Raw genomic sequence first — 19243 nt, 5'->3', positions numbered from 1 at the left:
TCGAACCGGGCGGTGCCCTGTGCGGGTGGTCGCACGGGGCAAGTCACCTTCAACCGTTCAGCACTGCGAGCAGCGTCGAACCCAGTTCGCTTGGGGAAGCCGCAACCTTGATGCCGGCGGCTTCCATTGCCGCGATCTTGCTTTCCGCATCGCCCTTGCCGCCCGACACGATCGCGCCGGCATGGCCCATGCGACGGCCCGGAGGGGCGGTACGGCCCGCGATGAAGCCCGCCATCGGCTTCTTGCGACCGCGCTTGGCTTCGTCGATCAGGAACTGCGCGGCCTGTTCTTCGGCGTCGCCGCCGATCTCGCCGATCATGATGATCGACTGGGTCTCGTCGTCGGCGAGAAACAGCTCGAGCACGTCGATGAAGTTGGTGCCATTGACCGGATCGCCACCGATGCCAACGGCGGTCGTCTGGCCGAGGCCCGCGTTCGAGGTCTGGAACACCGCTTCATAGGTCAGCGTGCCCGAGCGCGAGACCACGCCGACGCTGCCCTTTTTGAAAATCGAGCCCGGCATGATGCCGATCTTGCACTCGCCCGGCGTCAGCACGCCAGGGCAGTTCGGGCCGATCAGCCGCGACTTCGAACCCGACAGCGCGCGCTTGACCTTCACCATGTCGAGCACCGGAATGCCTTCGGTGATCGCGACGATCAGCGGGATTTCGGCGTCGATCGCCTCAAGGATCGAATCGGCGGCGAAGGGCGGCGGCACGTAGATGACCGAGGCATCGGCGCCGGTCTTCGACTTGGCTTCGGCGACAGTGTTGTAGACCGGCAGGCCGAGATGCTCGGTGCCGCCCTTGCCCGGCGTCACGCCGCCGACCATCTGCGTGCCGTATTCCAGCGCCGCCTTGGTATGGAAGCTGCCGGTTTCGCCGGTCATCCCCTGGGTGATGACCTTGGTGTTCTTGTTGACGAGGATGCTCATCTTCGTTTCCCTTGCTGCTCCGAGTGACGGAGCGAAAATCAGGTCAGCTGTCCGAACAGATCGTGCCAGCCGGGGTTGTTCTCTTCAATCAGCCGCAACTTCCAGTCACGGTTCCATTTCTTGATCCGGCGTTCGCGTAGTCGCGCTTCCTGCAGATCGTCATGACATTCGTACCAGACCAGAAGAATGCATTCGTGTTGGCTCGTAAATCCCTCAACCGTACCGTCGCGATGCTGATGGACGCGCTGGATCAGATTGCTGGTCGAACCGGTATAGATCGTTCCATTCCGGCGGCTGGCAACGATGTAGACCAAACCTGTCTTCATCCCGCCGCCCCTTCGTATCCCCGCGCAGGCGGGGATCCAGAGCCACGAGCGGTACGCTCCGTTACCCTTGACCCCCGCCTGCGCGGGGGTACGTCACCTAAGTTATGCGAGGCTGTTGTCGATGCCCTTGCAGGCGACCAGCAGTTCCTTGACCGCATCGACCGAGACGGAGAGGTTCGCCTTGGCTTCGTCGGCCAGCTTCACTTCGACGATCTTCTCGACGCCGCCGGCACCGATCACGACGGGCACGCCGACATACAGGTCGTCGATGCCGTACTCGCCCGACAGATACGCCGCGCAGGGCAGGACGCGCTTCTGGTCGTACAGATAGGCTTCGGCCATCGCGATGCCGCTGGTCGCGGGTGCGTAGAAGGCCGAACCGGTCTTAAGCAGGCCGACGATCTCGCCGCCGCCGCCACGGGTGCGCTTGACGATCGCGTCGACGCGCTCCTTGGTCGACATGCCCATTTCGATCAGGTCGGTGACCGGGATGCCGCTGACGGTCGAATATTCGAGGACCGGGACCATCGTGTCGCCATGTCCGCCCAGCACGAAGCTGTTAACGTCCTTGACCGACACCTCGAACTCGTCGGCGAGGAAGTGGCTGAAGCGCGCGCTGTCGAGCACGCCGGCCATGCCGACGACCTTGTTGTGCGGCAGGCCGCTGAATTCGCGCAGCGCCCACACCATCGCGTCGAGCGGGTTGGTGATGCAGATGACGAACGCGTCAGGGGCGTTGTTCTTGATGCCCTCGCCGACCGCCTTCATCACCTTCAGGTTGATGCCGAGCAGATCGTCTCGGCTCATGCCGGGCTTGCGCGCGACGCCGGCGGTGACGACGATGACGTCCGCACCGGCGATGTCGGCATAGTCGTTGGTGCCGGTGATCGTCGCGTCGAACCCTTCGACGGGTCCGCACTGCGACAGGTCGAGCGCCTTGCCCTGCGGCACGCCTTCGACGACGTCGAACAGAACGATGTCACCCAGCCCCTTGAGGGCAGCGAGGTGGGCGAGCGTGCCGCCGATGTTGCCAGCGCCGATCAGCGCGATCTTCTTGCGAGCCAAGACGTCTCTCTCCGTAGCAAGTCGGGCGCGGTCCTGCCGCGACGGGGGCGCTGTACGGCGTTTTCCAACGAGAAACAACCCTAAAGCACATCTTAATGATAATAGATCGCAAGTGCAATAGGGTTCAATCGGGTCGTAAATGCGGGCTTCTTACGGAACAACCGCTAAAAATTTGCCATCAACCCAGCCGGCGGGAGTAACAAACCGCGATTCGGGGTGGTCCGCTGTGCGACTCTGCTGGCAACCGGCGTGGGCTTTGCTATGCAGGCGGTGAATTCCGATTGCTAAGGTTTCGTCGATGCCCAACGCCCGTATCTATCAGTACCCGAAGAACGCGATGCAGTCGGGTCGTGCCAAGACGCAGATCTGGATGCTCGAATTCGAACCGGCCGAGCCGAAACAGGCCGATCCGCTGACCGGTTGGGCGGGGTCGGGCGATACGCGCGAACAGGTCAAGCTGCGCTTTCCGTCGCTTGACGCCGCGACCGATTACGCGAAGCGCGAAGGGATCGACTTTCACGTGGTACCGGCGCCCGAGCGCAAGCTGAAGCTGCAAGCCTATGCGGACAACTTCAAATGATCCGCGCTTCGTTCGTCGCCGGCGCAATGCTGCTGGCCATGCCCGCGTTCGCGGCGACGCCGATCGCCGGGCGGTATGTGACCGAGGACGGGTCGGGCGTGATCGAGATCGGCCGCTGCGGCGCGACGGTCTGCGGCAAGCTGGTCCGCATCCTGAAGTCCGAGCCGAACGCGCCCAAGACCGACGTCAACAACAGCGATCCGGCGCTCCGTTCGCGGCCTATTCTGGGCATGCCGATCCTGAGCGGCTTCGCCGACGGCGGCAAGGACTGGCGCGGCCGCATCTACGACCCGCGCAACGGCAAGAGCTATAAATCGATCGTGTCGCGCAACGGCGACGGCACGCTGAAGGTGCAGGGGTGTATCGCCTTCATCTGCCAGACGCAGCGGTGGAAGCCGGCGGGGTAAGGCCGGTTTCGGCCCGGCGCGCGCGCGACGGACGCGACAGCCAGCGCCGGACCGGAACGTCGTATAGCCGGAGACAGAGCAGCGCGACGGCGAGGCAGGCGACGAACACGGCAAGTCCGATCAAACTGGTCGCGACGATCGGCGGGTGGCGCTGGTCAACCCAGTCCGCGTAGAGCGTCACGACCGGATAATGGGTGATGTAGAGCGGGTAGGACAGGTCGCCCAGAAAGCGGGCGGCCTGTCCGGGGCGGCCGGCGGCCCCGCCGCTGCTCGCGCCGAGTATGACGATCAGCGGGAATAGCAGCAGGACGCAGCCAGCCTCGTACAGGCCGTTGCGCCAGAGCCCGTCGGTGCCGCCGATTCTCGGCATCGCCAGAGCGACCGCGAGGAGCGCCGCGGCGATGGGAAAGCCGTGGCGGACGGTCAGCGCGCAGCCGCTGCGGCGCAGGAGGATGCCCGCGAAAAAAGGGAACATGACCCGGGTCAGCCCGACATGCACGCCCCACCCGTCGAACGCCCAGCCGCCGACCATCTCGCCATGCGGGCCGAACACGGCGAGGTGAAATACCGCCAGCGCCGACAGGGCGACCAGCAGCCCCAATGCCCGATCGGAGGCGTTGCGCACGCCTGCGGCATAGGCGGCATAGGCGATATATTCGTAGAAGAGCGACCACGCCGCCCCGTTGAGGGGATAGAGTGCCGCGCCTCCTTGCAAGCCGGCATGGGGCGCGAGCGGGATCATCGCCACGCCCAGCAGCAGGATCCCGAGGACGCGGGGGGGCGATATGGCTTCGGTGGCGGACGATGCACCGGACAGAAGCAGCGCCGCGCCGATCACGCTGCCCATCGCCACCATCGGCTGTAGCCGGATCACACGCCGGCGCCAGAAGTCGGCGACCGACATGCTTCCCCAGCGATGGTCATAGGCGTGTGCGAGGACGAAGCCCGACAGGAGGAAGAAGAAGTCGACGGCCAGATAGCCGTGGTTGACGATCTGCCGCTGCACGTCGCCGCGCGCATGTGCCTGAAACAGATGGAAGGCGACCACCAATAGCGCCGCGATGCCGCGCAGACCGTCGAGCGCGGGGTAATGCGCGGTCGAGGGTCGGTCGTGGGAGATCGCGGTGGCGGGGGCGGCGGTCATCGCCGTCGTCGTACCCGACAGGTGCTAATATTTGATATGTTGGCAGAAAATGCGAAAAGGCCGGGAAGGGGGTGTCCCTTCCCGGCCTTTTCTCTGGGGTCTGGCACCGGCAAAGCCGGTGGCCGTCGGTCGGGTGCCTTGGCACCCGCCGGTCGTTCCGATTTTCTGTCCGGGGCAGGTTTTCCTGCCCCGGTCGAACATCAGAAGTCCATGCCGCCCATGCCGCCCATGCCGCCGCCGGCGGGCATTGCGCTGCCCTTGCTGTCGTCCGGGAGTTCCGAAACGGTCGCTTCGGTGGTAATGAGCAGACCGGCGACCGAGGCCGCGTTCTGCAGCGCGGTGCGGACGACCTTGGTCGGGTCGATCACGCCGGCAGCGACGAGGTTCTCGTACACGTCGGTCGCGGCGTTGAAGCCGAACGACGTGTCGGTCTGGTCGAGCAGCTTGCCCGAGACGACCGCACCGTCATGGCCGGCATTCTGCGCGATCTGACGCACCAGCGAGGTCAGCGACTTGCGGACGATGTCGACGCCGCGCGTCTGGTCGTCGTTCGCGCCGGTGACGCCGTCGAGCGCCTTGGTCGCGTACAGCAGCGCGGTGCCGCCGCCGGGAACGATGCCTTCTTCGACGGCTGCGCGGGTTGCGTGCAGCGCGTCGTCGACGCGGTCCTTGCGCTCCTTGACCTCGACTTCGGTCGCACCGCCGACCTTGATGACCGCGACGCCACCGGCGAGCTTCGCCAGACGCTCCTGCAGCTTCTCACGGTCATAGTCCGACGAGGTGACTTCGATCTGCTGACGGATCGCATCGGTGCGGCCCTTGATCGCTTCGGCATCGCCGGCGCCGTCGACCAGCGTGGTGTTGTCCTTGTCGATCGTCACGCGCTTGGCCGTGCCGAGCATGCCCAGCGTCACGGTCTCGAGCTTGATGCCGAGGTCCTCGCTGATGACTTCGCCCTTGGTCAGGATCGCGATGTCTTCGAGCATCGCCTTGCGACGATCGCCGAAGCCCGGAGCCTTGACCGCTGCGACCTTCAGGCCGCCGCGCAGCTTGTTGACGACGAGGGTCGCCAGCGCTTCGCCTTCGATGTCCTCGGCGATGATCAGCAGCGGACGGCCCGACTGCACCACCGCTTCGAGGATCGGCAGCATCGCCTGCAGCGACGACAGCTTCTTCTCGTGGATCAGGATGTACGGGTCGGTCAGTTCGACCTGCATCTTTTCCGGGTTAGTGATGAAGTAGGGCGAGAGATAGCCGCGGTCGAACTGCATGCCTTCGACGACGTCCAGCTCGAATTCGAGACCCTTGGCCTCCTCGACGGTGATGACGCCTTCCTTGCCGACCTTTTCCATGGCTTCGGCGATCTTCTCGCCGACTTCACGGTCGCCATTGGCCGAGATGATGCCGACCTGGGCGATCTCGTTGGTGCCCGACACCGGCTTCGAACGCGCCTTGATGTCCTCGACGACCTTGGTCACGGCGATATCTATGCCGCGCTTAAGGTCCATCGGGTTCATGCCGGCGGCAACCGACTTCATGCCTTCGCGGACGATCGCCTGTGCCAGCACGGTGGCGGTGGTGGTGCCGTCGCCCGCGATGTCGTTGGTCTTCGAGGCCACTTCGCGCACCATCTGCGCGCCCATGTTCTCGAACTTGTCCTTCAGTTCGATTTCCTTGGCGACCGACACACCGTCCTTGGTGATGCGGGGCGCGCCGAACGACTTGTCGATCACGACGTTGCGGCCCTTCGGCCCGAGCGTGACCTTCACCGCATCGGCGAGGATGTCGACGCCGCGCATAATGCGCTCACGGGCGTCACGACCGAATTTTACTTCCTTGGCTGCCATGGTGGCTACCCTTTCCAAATGTCAAAAGTCACAAAGGTCACACTCGCCATGCAAGTGCGACCGGATCAGGATCGGTCGCTCAGCCAACGATGCCGAGAATGTCCGATTCCTTCATGATGAGCAGGTCTTCGCCGTTCACCTTGACCTCGGTGCCCGACCACTTGCCGAACAGGATGCGGTCGCCGGCCTTGACGTCGAGCGGCGTGATCGTGCCGGTTTCGGTGCGTGCGCCGGTGCCGGCGGCGACGACTTCGCCTTCCTGCGGCTTTTCCTTGGCGGTGTCGGGGATGATGATCCCGCCGAGCGTCTTTTCCTCGGCCTCGACGCGGCGGACGAGCACGCGGTCGTGCAGCGGACGGAAGTTCATGCGCGGTTCCCTTTGATTGGTAATACGAAACTGATCCTGGCACTCACCGTTCGGGAGTGCCAGCAGCCGGGATATGTGGAGCCGTTCACGCAGCGTCAAGCAGGGCCGGAACAATTTTGCAGGTACTACGTGGCCCGCGTCAGACGGGTTGAACCAGCCCCAGCCGTTCGCGCCGGCGCCAGCGGTCGACCAGCAGCAGCGCAACCGCCAGCAATCCCAGCGCGAGGCCGATCCATACCCCGACCCCGGCCAGATCGGTCCAGAAGCCGAGCGCGACCGAGGCGGTGAAGCCGACGCCCCAATAGCCGACGAACGCGATCACCATCGGCACCCGCGTATCCTGTACCCCGCGCAGGACTCCCGCCGCGACCGCCTGCGCACCGTCGGCCAGCTGGAAGATGGCGGCGATGGCGAGATATTGCAGCGCCAGCGCGACCATCGCCGCATTGGCGGATGCGTCTGTATCAATATAGATCGACAGGAAGGCACGCGGCGCGATCCACAGCAGCAGCGCGGTGAACCCCATGAAGCCGGTGCCGACGATCAGCGCCGACCATCCGGCGCGCGCGATCCAGATGCGGTCGCCAGCCCCATAGGCGAGGCCGACGCGGATCGTCGCGGCCTGCGCGATGCCGAACGGCACCTGGAACAGGAAGGCGGCGATCTGTAGCGCGATGGCATGGGCCGCCACCTCGGTCACGCCGATCAGGCCCATCAGGAACCCGGCGGCGGAGAACAGCGCCCCTTCGAACGTCATCGTCGCCGCGATCGGTAGCCCCAGCACGAAAATTTGGCGCAGGCGGGTCCATTCGCCGCGCCACCAGTTGCCGAACAGGTGGAAGCGCCGCAGCCGGCGATCGGCGAGCAGGACCACCGCATAGGCGATCATCATCGCGATCGCGGTGCTAAGACTGGCCACCGCCGACCCCTCCAGCCCCAGCGCCGGAAAGCCGAGATTGCCGAACACCAGCAACCAGTTGGCAAGGATCGAGACGCCGAGACCCAGCGCGGTGATGGCCATTGCCCATCCCGCGCGGCCGAGCGCGGAGGCAGTGATGCGCATCACGTTGCCGGCGAGCGCCGGGATCAACGCCCAGAGCAGAATGTCGAGAAACGCATCGGTGCGCACGGCGACGCGCGGGTCCTGCCCGGCGAGCAGCAACAGGCTCTCGCCATGGGCAAGGATCGCCATGAACGGCAGGCTGCCCAGCACCGCGATCCATGCGCCCATGCGGAACGAGCGTCGCACTTCGCGCACGGCATGGCGACGACGACCGAGTTCGGCGGCGATGATCGGCGCGGCGGCCCCGACCAGCCCCGACAGGGCGAACAGGATGACGCTGTAGAGATAGACGCCCAGAGTCGCGGCGGCGAGTTCGACCGCACCGAGCCGGGCGACGAACACCACGTCGACGGCATAGACCGCCATCTGCAACAAGTTCGCGCCGACGAGCGGCGCCGCCAGCCGCAACGTCGCAGCGAGTTCGGCGCGGGCGCTGGCGGGCGCGGCAGGGGCGGCGGCGTTGGTCACGGGGGGCGTGTAGTGGTTTTGACGGGGGGAGGCCAGTTGGGGGCGGGGGGTACTATATTCGTCATTCCCGCGCAGGCGGGAATCCATACCCGCCAACGTTTCGGCGGGGTTCGCACCGGTAGCGTTTATGGACTCCGGCCTTCGCGGGAGCGACGATGGAAGCGATGGAGCGTGTCGGGCCGATGACGCCGCCCCCTTTTCCCGGTAGGACACCGTGATGAACGACGATGCCGAGCCACGGTCGATCCGCGCGCTCCGGCGCGATGCCGCCCGTCGGCGCGATGCGCTGATCGATGCGGCGGCGACGTGTTTTGCCGAACAGGGCTATGGCGTGCCGCTGGAAACCGTCGCGGCGGCCGCCGGGGTCGGGCGGGCGACGCTGTATCGCAATTTCGACGATCGCGAGGCGCTGGCACTGGCGATCTTTTCGCGCGCGGTCGATCGGCTGGCGGTGCTGGTCGACCCGACCCTGCCGATCGCGCAGACGGTCGCGGCGATGGTGCGGGCGGGGACAGGGGCGTTCTCGCTGTTCGCACGGATTGCCGCCGAACTGCATCTCGACGATGCCAACCGCGCGGCGTTTCAGGCGCTCGGGGGGCGGCTGGAGGCGATCCTCGCTCCGGCCCTGGTCGCGGCGCAGCGGCGCGGCGAGGTGCGGGACGATGCGACGTCGCGCGATCTGGTGCTGGCGCTACGCATGGCCGGCAGTCTGGTGCTGCCGGTGATGAGCGACGACGAAGTCAGCGCGCAGATCGAGACGGGTCTGCGGCTGTTGTTCGCGGGGCTGCGTCCGCGCTGACCGGATCGGTCCAGCCGAGCCCCAGCGCCTTGTTCACCGCGATATAGCTTTGGGTCAGCCCGGCGCGCGCCTGTGCGACGGCACTGGCCGCCGAGACCTGCTGGCGTTCGATATCGAGCTGGTCGATCAGTGTGGCGGTGCCGGCGGCGACCCGCTGACGATTGAGCGCGGCGGCGCGGGCGGCGGTCGCCTCCACCTGCACCAATTGCCCCAGTTGCCGGCGACGATTGCCGAAGCGCGACAGGGCAGTCTCGGCATCCTGCAACGCGTCGAGCACGGTGCGGCGATAGGTCGCGTCGGCCTGATCGCGCTGCGCCTCCGACGAGCGGGTGGCGGCTTTGGCACGGCCGAAGTCGAGGAACGACCAGTTGAGCGACGGCACCGCGAGTGCCGCCAGATTGCCGAGGTCGAGGATCTTTTCGGGCGACGTGCCGCCAAGGCCGAGCAGCCCGAGAAAGCGGATGCCGGGCAGTTCGCGCGCCTTGCTCACCCCGATCGCGGCGGTGCCGGCAGCAAGCTGGCGCTCGGCGGCGCGGATGTCGGGGCGGCGGGCGATCAGCGCGGCGGGATCGCCGACCGCGACGCGTTGCGGCGGCAGCGGCAGCGGCACCGGGGCGGGCGGGGTGAGCGTCGCATCGAGCGTACCGGGGGTGCGGCCAGTTAGGACCGCCAGCTGGTTCAGATACTCGTCGCGCTGTGCGGCGAGCGGGATCGCGTCGGCCTGGGTATTCTCAAGCTGCGTCTGGAGCCGTTCGATCGCGAGTCTGGACGCGGTGCCGGCGGCGAAGCGCTGGCGGGTCAGGTCGAGCTGGCGCTGTTGCAGGCGGGTGTTGGCGTCGCTCAAGCCGATGCGGGCCTGTACGTCGCGGAGCGCGACATAGGCCTGGGCGACGGCAGCCGACAGCGAGACCTGCGCATCGGCAAGATCGGCCTGCCGGGCACCGGCGGTCGCCCGCGCCTGTTCGACCGCGCGGCGGCCACCGCCGAACAGGTCGGCTTCCCACGACGCATTGAGACCAAGATTGTAGAAGCTGGCGGTGGCGCTGCCCGACCCCGGTTCGATCGGCGGCAGTTCGGCAAAGATCGCGGTGCCGTTGGCGCTGGCGCTGGGCAGTTGGCCGACGCGCTGCTGGGTCAGCCGCGCCTGCGCCTCGCGCAGACGGGCGGTGGCCAGATCAATGGTCGGGCTTTGGGTCAGGGCATCGTCGACCAGCCGGGTGAGCAGCGGGTCGTTCAGCCCTTCCCACCAGCGGGCAAGGCCGGGGGCAGGAGTCAGCGCCGCATCGGTCGCGCGGACGAAACCGCTGCGTCCGCTGGCGTCCGATGCGGTTGCCGGCGGACCGGCATAGTTCGGACCGACGGTGCAGGCACCGAGCAGCAACAGGGCGAACAGGGGAAAGGATCGGGTCATCAGTGCACCGTTACCGGTTCGGCACCCGTGGGCAGCGGGCGCAGGAACAGGACCAGCGGCAGGACGGCGAGTGCGCCGACGCCCATGATCCAGAAGATGTCATTGTAGGTCATGGTCAGCGCCTGTTGCGCGATCTGTTGCGACAGGAGCCGCAGGCCGGCGCGCTGGTCGCCGGCCGCCTGACCGAGGCCGGTGACATAGGATTGCACCGCCGGGCTGTTGGCGTTCAGCGTTTCCTCGATGCGGCGCGAATGAAAATACATCCGCTGATCCTGCAGGATCGAGATGCCGGCCAGCGCGAAGCTGCCCCCCAGATTGCGCATCGCGTTGAACAGGCCCGACGCATCGCCGGCATCCTCGGGCGGGACCGAGCGGACACAGGCCTGGCTGAGGAACAGCATCGCGAGAATCTGCCCGACACCGCGCATCAGCTGCGACACGGTGAAGTCGGGGCCGGAGGATTGCGCGGTAAGGTTCGCGTCGAGCAGCGCCGACGTGCCCATGATCAGCAGCCCGGCCGATACCGCGATGCGGATATCGACGCGTTTGAGCAGGATCGGGACCATCGTCATCAGGATCAGGCTGGGGATGCCCGACAGCAGCACGACCTTGCCCGCCTGCAACGCGTTGTAATCGGCCAGCGCCGCAAGGAATTGCGGAATGGCGTAGCTGGTGCCGTAGAGGACGACACCGAGCACCACGCCCATCAGTGCGACCGACCCGAATTGCCGGTCGAGCAGCAGCTTCAGCTTGATGATCGGGCGCTGCGACGTCGCCTGCCCATAGAAGAGCAGGCCGAAGCCGATGGCGGTGATGAACGCCATCCAGCGGATCAGTTCGGAATCGAACCATTGTTCGCGCTGCCCGTCCTCAAGGAACACGGTGAGGCCACCGAGACCCAGCGCGAGGCCGGCGATGCCGAACCAGTCGGCCTGCCGGAACAGTTCGAGCTTCGATTTCTCGTGCGGCAACCCGACCAGCAGCAGGGTGATGAGGATCGCGCAGATCGGAATGTTCAGGAAGAACGCGTAGTGCCAGCTGATATTCTCGGTCAGCCAGCCGCCGACCAGCGGACCCAGCACCGGGCCAAGGATCGCAGTCACGCCGAACACGGCGATGCCGATCGGCTGCTGCGATCGCGGCAGGCGCTGGGCGATGATCGTCTGCGCGGTCGGGATCATCGCCCCGCCGGTAAAGCCCTGTCCGACCCGGCCGACGATCATCATCGGCAGGGTGGTGGCGATGCCGCAGACGACCGAGAAGATCGTGAACAGCCCGGCGGCGATCAGCAGGAAGGTGCGCAGGCCCAGCATCCGCTGCAACCAGCCGGCCATCGGGATGATGACGATCTCGGCGACCAGATAGGCGGTGGCGATCCACGTCCCCTCGGTCCCGCTCGCGCCGATCTCCCCCTGAATGGTTGGCAGCGCCGAATTGACGATCGAGATGTCGAGCGTCGCCATCAGCGCACCGAGATTGCCGGCGATCACCGCGAGCCACGCGCTCAGATCGGCACGTTGCGGCGGGGCGGCGGCGGTCATCGCCGCACTGGCCATGTCAGCGGCCCGCCTGCTCGCGAAGCTGCTGCATTTCGTCGCGGGCCGATCGGGTGTCGACGGTGACGGTCACCGACAGGCCGGGGATCAGCAGGCGGCGGGCGGCGGGCGGCGCCTCGATCGAGACGCGGACCGGCACGCGCTGCGTGATCTTGGTGAAGTTGCCGGTCGCGTTCTGCGGCGGCAGCAGCGAGAATTGCGCGCCGGTGCCGGGGGCGAGGCTTTCGACCCGACCCTTCACCACCACATCGTCGAGCGCGTCGACATGAATCTCGACCGGCTGGCCGGGGCGCATCAGCGCGAGCTGCGTTTCCTTGAAATTGGCAGTGATATAAAGCCGATCGAGCGGGACGATCGACATCAGCCGCGTGCCGGCCTGGACATATTGGCCGATCGTCACCGTCTTGTCGCCGATCCGCCCGCCGATCGGCGCGGTCAGCTGCGTCGCGCCGACATCGACGCTGGCGGCGGCGAGTTGGGCGCGGGCAGCTTGCCCCTGCGCACGGCCCTGCGCGACCTGACTTTCGAGCGATCCGACGCGGCGCTCTTGCGCGGCGAGGGCGGCCTGCGCCGCGCGGACATTGTCGGCCGACTGGCGCGCGGCGACGTCGAGTTGCGCCAGTTGCTGGCGGGTTTCGGCACCCGACGCGGCGAGCGGGCGATAGCGTGCGACCTCGGCGGCGTCATAGGCTGCCTTGCTGCGGGCGGCGGCGAGTTGCGCGCGCGCCTGTTCGATCGCGGCATATTGTTCGTTGATCTGCGCACGGGCGGTATCGGCCTGCGCCCCGGCGACGGCGATCTGCGCCTCGGCCTGCGCCGCCTGTGCGCGCGCGTCGCGCGGATCGATGCGGACCAGCGGCTGGCCGGCGCGAACGTCCTGATTCTCGGCGACGAGCACCTCGGCGACATAGCCCGATACGCGCGGGGCGATGGTCACCATGTCGGCCTGCACCGTCGCGTCGTTGGTGTCCTGCAGATATTTGCCGCGGTCCTGATAGCCGATGTACCACCAGATGCCCGCGACCAGCGCGACGAGAAGCACGACGATCAGGATGAGCTTCGCCCGGCCGTTCTTGCGGGTTGGCTTCGCTGATTCCGGTTCGTCGGCGGCAACGGCAATGGGCTGCTGGTCGGTCATGCGTCGTCGTTCCGATGAGTCGCGGAACGCCCCTCCGTCCGCTGCATCGCACAATAAGCGGGCAAAATGTCCGGTTCAAGACCGAGCGGGAGAATCCTCACGTCAGGATCGACGGGTCGGCAGTGCGCAGCGTCGCGAGGATGGTCGCGACCAGCAACTGGTCGTCGTTGCGCAGGAAATGCCCGCCGGGCAGGCCGACGACCTGTGCCCCGCTACCCCGCAACGTCGGGCACAGGCTTTCAGTCTCGTCGGTGCCGTAGATGCAGATGACGGGTGCCCAGTGCAGTGCGCGCATCGCCGCTTCGGGATGCGCATCGGGCGTGCCGTGATACAGGATGCCGGTCGGGTCGGAGCGGAAGAAGACGGTCTGCGCCGGCACGACGACGTTGATCGCCGCGACCTTTGCCCGCAGGTCGGCGGGCAGGTCGGGCGCGATCGCCGAGACGATGTCGGCGCCGAACGACTGGCCCATCAGGATCACGCGGTGCGCGCCGGTCTGCGCCAGCGCGGTACGGATGGCCCCGACGACGATCGCATCGGCCTGTTCGCGGCTGCGGGTCGTGCCGAAATTGACCGGCGAGCTGACCCCGATCACCGGAATGCCGTGCGCGGCGAGCGCGGGCACGACCTTGCTGCCCATGCCGAAGCGCAATCCCATGTCACCGGAGAAGTACACGGCGACGACGTCGGGATGCTTTTTTCCCTGAAAGAAGCGGATCGACTGGGTATCGATCAGGTGCAGCGCCGGGGCGGCGAGGCCGAGCAGGACCAGCAGCCCGGCAAGGAGTGCGCCGATGCCGATCCGGCGGCGCAGGCGGGTGCGGCGGGCGCGGGGCGACAGGCTCATGGATGGACTTTCGCTGGCAGGGGGGCGGGGGCCGGGGCGGGGGGCAGATACTGGGCTGGCTGCGGGCGACCGATCAGGCGGGAAAGGTCGCGCAGGCTCTGCAACAGGCCGATGCCGCCGGGGCCGGCGATGTAGCGCGGCTCCCACCCGGGCGCGAACTTCTCCTTGTAGGTGCGCAGGCCCCGGAAACCGTAGAATCGTTCGCCATGGCGGAAGATGAACGCCGCCGCCTTGGCCCAGGCGGGGGCGAGCCGACGATCCTCGATCCCCGACAGCGGGGCCATGCCGAGCGAGAAGCGGGCATAGCCCTGTGCCTGCGCCCACAGCATCATGTCGACCAGCAGGAAATCCATCGTTCCCGGCGGTGCGTCGCTGCGATGGCGCATCAGGTCGACCGAGGCTTCGTTCTTCGACGCGGTCAGCCACAGATTGGCGAAGGCGACGATGCGGTCGTCGATCGTCACCACCGCCACGTCGAAATGGCTGAGATAGGCGCGGTCGAAATGGCCGAGGCTGAAGCCCTTTTCGCGCTGCGCCTTGGCCGTCAGCCATTCGTCGGACACGCTTTCGAGTTCGTCGATGATGCTGCCGAGTTCGCTGGCGGCGACGATGTGCAGCTTTGCGCCCTTGCGCGCGACGGCGCGTTCGGACTTGCGCAGCGCGCGCAGGCGGGGCGTGTCGAGGGTGAAGGTCGTCAGGTCGACCACCGCATCCTCGCCATATTTGACGATGTTCAATCCCATGCCGATCGCGATGTCGAGCACCGGGGAGGATACTTCGTAGAGCAGCAGCCGCCCCTGTTCGCGATCGGCCAGATCGCGCAGGTTCCACAGCAATTCGCCCCACGCCGCCCGCGGGCCGACCGGATCGCCCATCGCGATCCAGCTGGCGCCGTACACCTGATACATGACGAAGGCGTCGCCCGCATCGGACAGCAGGAAACGCTTGTCGCCGGTCAGCGCCAGCATCGCATCGGTGCGGTTGGCCTGGGTCAGGATGCGGCGGACGCTGGCGGCGTCGACGATCGAGGGCATGGTGCGGGCGGCGGCGGCGGTCGGTGCCATCAACCGCCAGATGCACGCGCCCGCCAGCATCACGATCACGCCCAGCGACGCGCGCAGGAACCGCGGCGCATCGCTGTTCAGCGCGAATTTCCACCACAGATTTTCCGAATAGGGGACGTGGCGATACGCGAAGAAGCCCGCCCAGATCGTCAGCGCGATGACGGCCGCGACCGATGCGATCCAGCCGGGACCGATCGGCTGACTGGTCAGCGTCGTGCGCCGATAGAATGCGCTGCGGGTCCATTGCAGCAGCGTGGCGACGGTCAGGCAGATCGTCGCTTCCTCATAATCCAGCCCCTTGCCGATCGAGAACAGCGCGGCCGCGATCAACAGTGCGCGGGCGGCAACGAACGCGCCATCGAGCCGGCGATAGAGCGCGGGGGCGAGCAGCAGCAGGCCGGTGCCGGTCAGGCTGGCGGCGATGCTGCTCGCCTCGATCATCGGCAGCGGCAGGATCGCGGCAAGGTCGCCCATACGCGCGCGGACCGAGGGCAGCGATCCCGACAGCAGCAGCATCGCGCCGGTGGTGAAGGTCGCGGCGCTGAGTGCCAGTGGGGCGACGCCGGTGGCGACGGCGCGGACGCCCGACAGGAAGCGAACCGGCCGCCGCCGCTGCCGCGCGCCTTCATGCCATGCCAGCACGAGGATGCCGAGCGCGAGCGGCAGGAGGTAATAGAGCACACGATAGGCGATCAGCGCGGCGAACAGCTTGGCGCGGCCGGCGGGGACGACCGCCAGCACCACCGCCTCGAACACACCGATCCCGCCCGGAACATGGGTGATGACCGCCGCGACGATGCCGAGCGCATAGGCGAGGATGAAGGCGGGCAGCAGCGCCGGGGTCGCGCCGGGGATCAGCACGAACAGGGCGGCGCTGGCGCAGCTGATGTCGATCAGCGCGATGGCGATCTGGAGGAACAGCTGCATCGGCGTCGGCAGCGGGATGGAAAAGCCGAACAGGCGGATCGGGCTGCGCATCAGCGCACAGGCGGCGAGCGACCCGAGTGTCAGCGCCGCGATGCCCCAGCCGGCCAGCGCGACCTCACCCGCGCCGAGCTTCAACCCGACAAGGTCGAGGGGGCCGTGATGCAGCAGCAGCGCCACGCCGGTGACGCTGATCACCCCGGCCCAGAAGGTGCCGCTGGCGATCGCGATGACGCGGGCGACGTCGGGTCCGTCGAGTCCGGCGGTGGTATAGACGCGGTAGCGCGCCGATCCGCCGGTCAGCAGGGCGAGGCCGAGATTATGGCTGAGCGTATAGCTGGTGAACGAGGCGAGCGCGGCGGTCCGCCACGGCAGCGGGCGTCCGATGACGCTCAGCGCCAGCACGTCGTAGAAGGTCAGCGCGAGATAGCTGCCCGCCGTCGCCATCAGCGCCAGCACGATCCGGTGCGGCGACAGCGCGTGCATTGCCGTGCGGACATCGTCGAAGCGGACTTCCTGCGTCAGATGCTCCAGCGCCGCAAAGCCCAGTCCGATCAGTACGAGGACGATCAGGACGCTGATCGGCGTCCGATAGCGTTCGATCCAGCGGCGCAGGTCAGTCATGGGGCACCTGCGCGATCCGGGTCCACATCTGGGTCCGGCACAGCATGTCGCCGAGCAGGCAGCCCCGAATCTGCAGGCGATCGACCGAGGGCTGTTCGATCCGCGACGAGAACCGCCGGCCCATATCGGGGACGAACACCATGCCCGACCAGGTGCCGCGCCCGTCGGCGGTATAGTCTTCGAGCAATTCGGTGCCGATCAGCCGGTCGGTGCCGCCGGCGCGGGCATCGGCCTGCGCGGTCGCACTGGCCCAGACCACCCAGCCGCACAGCCGGTTGCCGCACGGCGCGGTGCGGACCGCCACATCGCTATGCGGGCTGAGCCACAGCCCGGCGGGCTGGGGCGCTTCCGCCGCGCCCGCCGGCACCGCCAGTGTCATCGCCAAAATCGCCAACCACCTGCGCATCGCTCACATCCCCTTCATCCTGGGGCGTGTAGCGGTTTTATTCTTGCCGGGCGTTCAGCGCGCGCTGAACAATCGGTAATGATTCACCGGTTGAGCGAGTAGGTGATGAAGAAGCAGGCGGCGGTCAGCAACAGCATCGCGATGATGAAGGCCGTATCCGCGATCCGTTCCAGCCAGTGCAGTCGCCGCACGCCCTGTACCCGCAGCGCGAAATAGGCGCTGAGCGTCGCGATCAGGAACATCAGCGCGTCGATCGACAACAGGTCGTCCGCAAAGGTCTGGCGCGCGCGCAGGGTGATGGTGACGTGGAGCAGCCCGATGCCGGTCAGGCAGACGCCGACCATCGCCGCGGCGATCGGGCAGATCATCTGACAGGTCCGCTCGTCGAGCAGGTCGCGACGGTTGCGCCGTCCGGCGCGCGGCGGATCGATGCGGTCGGTCATGGCGGCCCTGCGGTGCGGCGAAGCGGGCGTCTGCGTCAAGCACAGAAAAGGGCGCGGCCGGCGGATAAACCGTGGCCGAACACCCTTTCGCATCATATCGCCAAAGCATCTTCCATCGGCTATGGGCCGCTCGCCGACCGCGATGCCGACGCGGGGGCGGTGTGCAACTGTCACACTTCGCCAGTAGGGCGATTCGTCCATTCGGCAGGGGAATTTCGATGACGAGCGCAGCGCTGGAGCGGGATGTACGCCCCGGCCCGAAACTGGACGACAGCTTTGGTCGTGCCGGTACGTTTGGATTCGCCGTGGCGATCGTCGCCGCGCTCGGCTATGTCGTCTACAACGTCTATCGCGATGCGGCGGCGGCGAGTGTTGATCCGCTGACGCTGATGCCGTTCGGGCTGCTGGTGCTGGCGCTCATCATCGCGCTGGGCTTCGAATTCGTGAACGGGTTCCACGACACCGCCAATGCGGTGGCGACGGTGATCTACACCAATTCGATGCCCGCGCACGTCGCGGTCGTGTGGTCGGGCTTCTTCAATTTCCTCGGCGTGCTGCTGTCGACCGGCGCGGTCGCGTTCGGCATCATCTCGCTGCTGCCGATCGAACTGATCTTGCAGGTCGGGTCGTCTTCGGGCTTCGCGATGGTCTTCGCGCTGCTGATCGCGGCGATCGTGTGGAACCTCGCCACCTGGGCGCTGGGCATCCCGTCGTCGTCGTCGCACACGCTGATCGGATCGATCATCGGCGTCGGCGTCGCCAATGCGATCCTGCAAGGGCGCAGCGGGTCGGCTGGCGTCGACTGGGACAAGGCGACCGAGATCGGCAAGGCGCTGCTCATCTCGCCGCTGATCGGCTTCGGGGTCGCCGCGCTGCTGTTCCTCGCGATGAAGACGCTGATCCGCAACCGCAAGCTGTACGAGGCGCCGGTCGGCGATACGCCGCCGCCGCTGTGGATCCGTGCGCTGCTGATCTTCACCTGCACCGGCGTCAGCTTTGCCCACGGGTCGAATGACGGGCAGAAGGGCATGGGCCTTATCATGCTGATCCTGATCGGTACCGTGCCGACCGCCTATGCGCTCAACCGCGCGGTTCCCGCCGAATATGAAGCGCAGTTCGTCACCAACAGCGCGGCCGCGACGCAGGTGCTGAGCCCCCGCGGCGCGCGCGTCAGCCTCGACGATACCGCCGCCCGCAGCCAGACGCAGCGCTACATCACCGAGCGCAAGCTGGACGCCGAAACCGTGCCCGCCGTCACTGCGCTGGTCGGCACGATCGACCGGCAGGTCCGCGAATATGGTTCGCTGGCGAAGGTACCGGCCGCCGTCAGCGGCAACATGCGCAACGACATGTACCTCGCCTCCGAAGCGGTGAAGCGCCTCGGCAAGGAAAAGTCGCTGGGCCTGAACGAGCGCGATCAGCAGGTGTTGACCGATTATCGCGGCTCGCTCGACGCCGGTACGCGCTTCATCCCGCTCTGGGTAAAGGTCGCGGTCGCCTTTGCCCTCGGCCTCGGCACGATGGTCGGGTGGAAGCGGATCGTGGTCACCGTCGGCGAAAAGATCGGCAAGACCCACCTGACCTATGCGCAGGGCGCGTCGGCCGAACTGGTGGCGATGGCGACGATCTTCGGTGCCGACAGCATGGGCCTGCCGGTGTCGACCACCCATGTCCTGTCGTCGGGCGTCGCCGGCACGATGGCGGCCAACCGGTCGGGGTTGCAGACGTCGACGGTGCGCAACCTCCTGATGGCGTGGGTGCTGACGCTGCCGGTGTCGGTGCTGCTGTCGGGGTCGCTGTACCTGCTGCTCAACCGGGTCTTCTGACCGG

At 67.0% G+C, this 19243-nt stretch carries 18 protein-coding genes; 4 read left to right on the top strand and 14 right to left on the bottom strand.

The annotated features are described in order from the left end of the window. Positions 1–49 precede the first annotated feature (49 nt). The 3 genes from sucD to mdh all read right to left on the bottom strand — a co-directional run bounded on the left by sucD (position 50) and on the right by mdh (position 2325). Positions 50–934: a succinate--CoA ligase subunit alpha gene (gene sucD, locus ASE91_RS03650; RefSeq protein ID WP_056622737.1), complete on the bottom strand. Its 885-nt coding sequence runs from the start codon at positions 932–934 to the stop codon at positions 50–52. Between the two features lie 38 nt (positions 935–972). Continuing rightward, positions 973–1260, bottom strand: coding sequence for a GIY-YIG nuclease family protein (locus tag ASE91_RS03645; RefSeq protein ID WP_056622734.1), 288 nt, complete (start codon positions 1258–1260; stop codon positions 973–975). A 102-nt stretch (positions 1261–1362) separates the two neighbouring features. Continuing rightward, complete coding sequence (gene mdh, locus ASE91_RS03640; RefSeq protein WP_056001210.1) at positions 1363–2325, bottom strand: malate dehydrogenase; 963 nt, start codon at positions 2323–2325, stop codon at positions 1363–1365. A 298-nt stretch (positions 2326–2623) separates the two neighbouring features. Between mdh and ASE91_RS03635 the strand changes: the two genes are divergently transcribed. Together ASE91_RS03635 and ASE91_RS03630 are read left to right on the top strand one after the other, a co-directional pair. Continuing rightward, entirely contained in the window at positions 2624–2905 is a 282-nt protein-coding gene (locus ASE91_RS03635) for an ETC complex I subunit (protein WP_056001213.1), read from the top strand. Then, on the top strand, positions 2902–3312 hold the full coding sequence (locus tag ASE91_RS03630; RefSeq protein ID WP_056001215.1) for a DUF2147 domain-containing protein: 411 nt from the start codon (positions 2902–2904) through the stop codon (positions 3310–3312). Before ASE91_RS03635 ends, ASE91_RS03630 begins: the two co-directional genes overlap by 4 nt. Here ASE91_RS03630 and ASE91_RS03625 read toward each other — a convergent pair. From ASE91_RS03625 to ASE91_RS03610, 4 genes are all read right to left on the bottom strand, one after another. After that, entirely contained in the window at positions 3275–4456 is a 1182-nt protein-coding gene (locus ASE91_RS03625; RefSeq protein WP_082453784.1) for an acyltransferase family protein, read from the bottom strand. The two genes, ASE91_RS03630 and ASE91_RS03625, sit on opposite strands and share 38 nt — an antisense overlap. A 200-nt stretch (positions 4457–4656) precedes the next feature. Further along, positions 4657–6303 carry a chaperonin GroEL gene (groL, locus tag ASE91_RS03620; protein ID WP_056622729.1) on the bottom strand — a complete coding sequence of 549 codons (1647 nt, stop codon included), beginning with the start codon at positions 6301–6303 and terminating at the stop codon, positions 4657–4659. Between the two features lie 79 nt (positions 6304–6382). Further along, complete coding sequence (groES, locus tag ASE91_RS03615) at positions 6383–6670, bottom strand: co-chaperone GroES (RefSeq protein ID WP_056001221.1); 288 nt, start codon at positions 6668–6670, stop codon at positions 6383–6385. Between the two features lie 139 nt (positions 6671–6809). After that, entirely contained in the window at positions 6810–8201 is a 1392-nt protein-coding gene (locus ASE91_RS03610; RefSeq protein ID WP_235530293.1) for an MATE family efflux transporter, read from the bottom strand. 217 nt (positions 8202–8418) lie between these two features. Here ASE91_RS03610 and ASE91_RS03605 point away from each other — a divergent pair, with 217 nt between their 5' ends. Continuing rightward, on the top strand, positions 8419–9000 hold the full coding sequence (locus ASE91_RS03605; protein ID WP_056622726.1) for a TetR/AcrR family transcriptional regulator: 582 nt from the start codon (positions 8419–8421) through the stop codon (positions 8998–9000). Here the strand turns inward: ASE91_RS03605 and ASE91_RS03600 are convergent. The 7 genes from ASE91_RS03600 to ASE91_RS03570 form a co-directional block, all read right to left on the bottom strand. Continuing rightward, positions 8942–10411, bottom strand: coding sequence for an efflux transporter outer membrane subunit (locus ASE91_RS03600; RefSeq protein WP_056622723.1), 1470 nt, complete (start codon positions 10409–10411; stop codon positions 8942–8944). The genes ASE91_RS03605 and ASE91_RS03600 overlap by 59 nt on opposite strands. After that, positions 10411–11967: an MDR family MFS transporter gene (locus ASE91_RS03595; RefSeq protein ID WP_056622719.1), complete on the bottom strand. Its 1557-nt coding sequence runs from the start codon at positions 11965–11967 to the stop codon at positions 10411–10413. The genes ASE91_RS03600 and ASE91_RS03595 overlap by 1 nt, the downstream gene beginning before the upstream one ends. Position 11968: 1 nt before the next feature. Beyond that, a complete protein-coding gene (locus ASE91_RS03590) occupies positions 11969–13105 on the bottom strand; it encodes an HlyD family secretion protein (protein WP_056622714.1) in 1137 nt (378 codons plus the stop codon). A 97-nt stretch (positions 13106–13202) separates the two neighbouring features. Beyond that, the gene (locus ASE91_RS03585; protein WP_056622710.1) at positions 13203–13952 is read right to left on the bottom strand and encodes an AcvB/VirJ family lysyl-phosphatidylglycerol hydrolase; all 750 of its coding nucleotides are present in this window, start codon (positions 13950–13952) and stop codon (positions 13203–13205) included. Next, positions 13949–16564 (bottom strand): bifunctional lysylphosphatidylglycerol flippase/synthetase MprF, encoded by a 2616-nt coding sequence (gene mprF, locus ASE91_RS03580; RefSeq protein ID WP_056622707.1) that lies wholly within the window; start codon positions 16562–16564, stop codon positions 13949–13951. Before mprF ends, ASE91_RS03585 begins: the two co-directional genes overlap by 4 nt. Next, positions 16557–16970, bottom strand: coding sequence for a DUF2147 domain-containing protein (locus ASE91_RS03575; RefSeq protein ID WP_056622705.1), 414 nt, complete (start codon positions 16968–16970; stop codon positions 16557–16559). Before ASE91_RS03575 ends, mprF begins: the two co-directional genes overlap by 8 nt. A gap of 83 nt (positions 16971–17053) precedes the next feature. Beyond that, positions 17054–17413, bottom strand: a complete 360-nt coding sequence (locus ASE91_RS03570; RefSeq protein ID WP_056001243.1) for a hypothetical protein — start codon at positions 17411–17413, stop codon at positions 17054–17056. A gap of 218 nt (positions 17414–17631) precedes the next feature. Between ASE91_RS03570 and ASE91_RS03565 the strand changes: the two genes are divergently transcribed. Further along, positions 17632–19239, top strand: coding sequence for an inorganic phosphate transporter (locus ASE91_RS03565; protein ID WP_162233612.1), 1608 nt, complete (start codon positions 17632–17634; stop codon positions 19237–19239). The last annotated feature ends 4 nt before the right edge of the window (positions 19240–19243 follow it).

This window comes from Sphingomonas sp. Leaf62 (assembly GCF_001421915.1).
Classification (GTDB): domain Bacteria; phylum Pseudomonadota; class Alphaproteobacteria; order Sphingomonadales; family Sphingomonadaceae; genus Sphingomonas.
The sequence above is the reverse complement of the archived record's forward strand: the minus strand, read 5'-3'. Positions and strand labels throughout refer to the sequence as shown.

Coding starts and splice junctions, on each gene's coding strand:
- sucD (WP_056622737.1), bottom strand. CDS start 934: ATGAGCATCCTCGTCAACAAGAACACCAAGGTCATCACCCAGGGGATG.
- ASE91_RS03645 (WP_056622734.1), bottom strand. CDS start 1,260: ATGAAGACAGGTTTGGTCTACATCGTTGCCAGCCGCCGGAATGGAACG.
- ASE91_RS03635 (WP_056001213.1), top strand. CDS start 2,624: ATGCCCAACGCCCGTATCTATCAGTACCCGAAGAACGCGATGCAGTCG.
- ASE91_RS03630 (WP_056001215.1), top strand. CDS start 2,902: ATGATCCGCGCTTCGTTCGTCGCCGGCGCAATGCTGCTGGCCATGCCC.
- ASE91_RS03625 (WP_082453784.1), bottom strand. CDS start 4,456: ATGACCGCCGCCCCCGCCACCGCGATCTCCCACGACCGACCCTCGACC.
- groL (WP_056622729.1), bottom strand. CDS start 6,303: ATGGCAGCCAAGGAAGTAAAATTCGGTCGTGACGCCCGTGAGCGCATT.
- groES (WP_056001221.1), bottom strand. CDS start 6,670: ATGAACTTCCGTCCGCTGCACGACCGCGTGCTCGTCCGCCGCGTCGAG.
- ASE91_RS03605 (WP_056622726.1), top strand. CDS start 8,419: ATGAACGACGATGCCGAGCCACGGTCGATCCGCGCGCTCCGGCGCGAT.
- ASE91_RS03600 (WP_056622723.1), bottom strand. CDS start 10,411: ATGACCCGATCCTTTCCCCTGTTCGCCCTGTTGCTGCTCGGTGCCTGC.
- ASE91_RS03595 (WP_056622719.1), bottom strand. CDS start 11,967: ATGGCCAGTGCGGCGATGACCGCCGCCGCCCCGCCGCAACGTGCCGAT.
- ASE91_RS03590 (WP_056622714.1), bottom strand. CDS start 13,105: ATGACCGACCAGCAGCCCATTGCCGTTGCCGCCGACGAACCGGAATCA.
- ASE91_RS03585 (WP_056622710.1), bottom strand. CDS start 13,952: ATGAGCCTGTCGCCCCGCGCCCGCCGCACCCGCCTGCGCCGCCGGATC.
- mprF (WP_056622707.1), bottom strand. CDS start 16,564: ATGACTGACCTGCGCCGCTGGATCGAACGCTATCGGACGCCGATCAGC.
- ASE91_RS03575 (WP_056622705.1), bottom strand. CDS start 16,970: ATGCGCAGGTGGTTGGCGATTTTGGCGATGACACTGGCGGTGCCGGCG.
- ASE91_RS03570 (WP_056001243.1), bottom strand. CDS start 17,413: ATGACCGACCGCATCGATCCGCCGCGCGCCGGACGGCGCAACCGTCGC.
- ASE91_RS03565 (WP_162233612.1), top strand. CDS start 17,632: ATGACGAGCGCAGCGCTGGAGCGGGATGTACGCCCCGGCCCGAAACTG.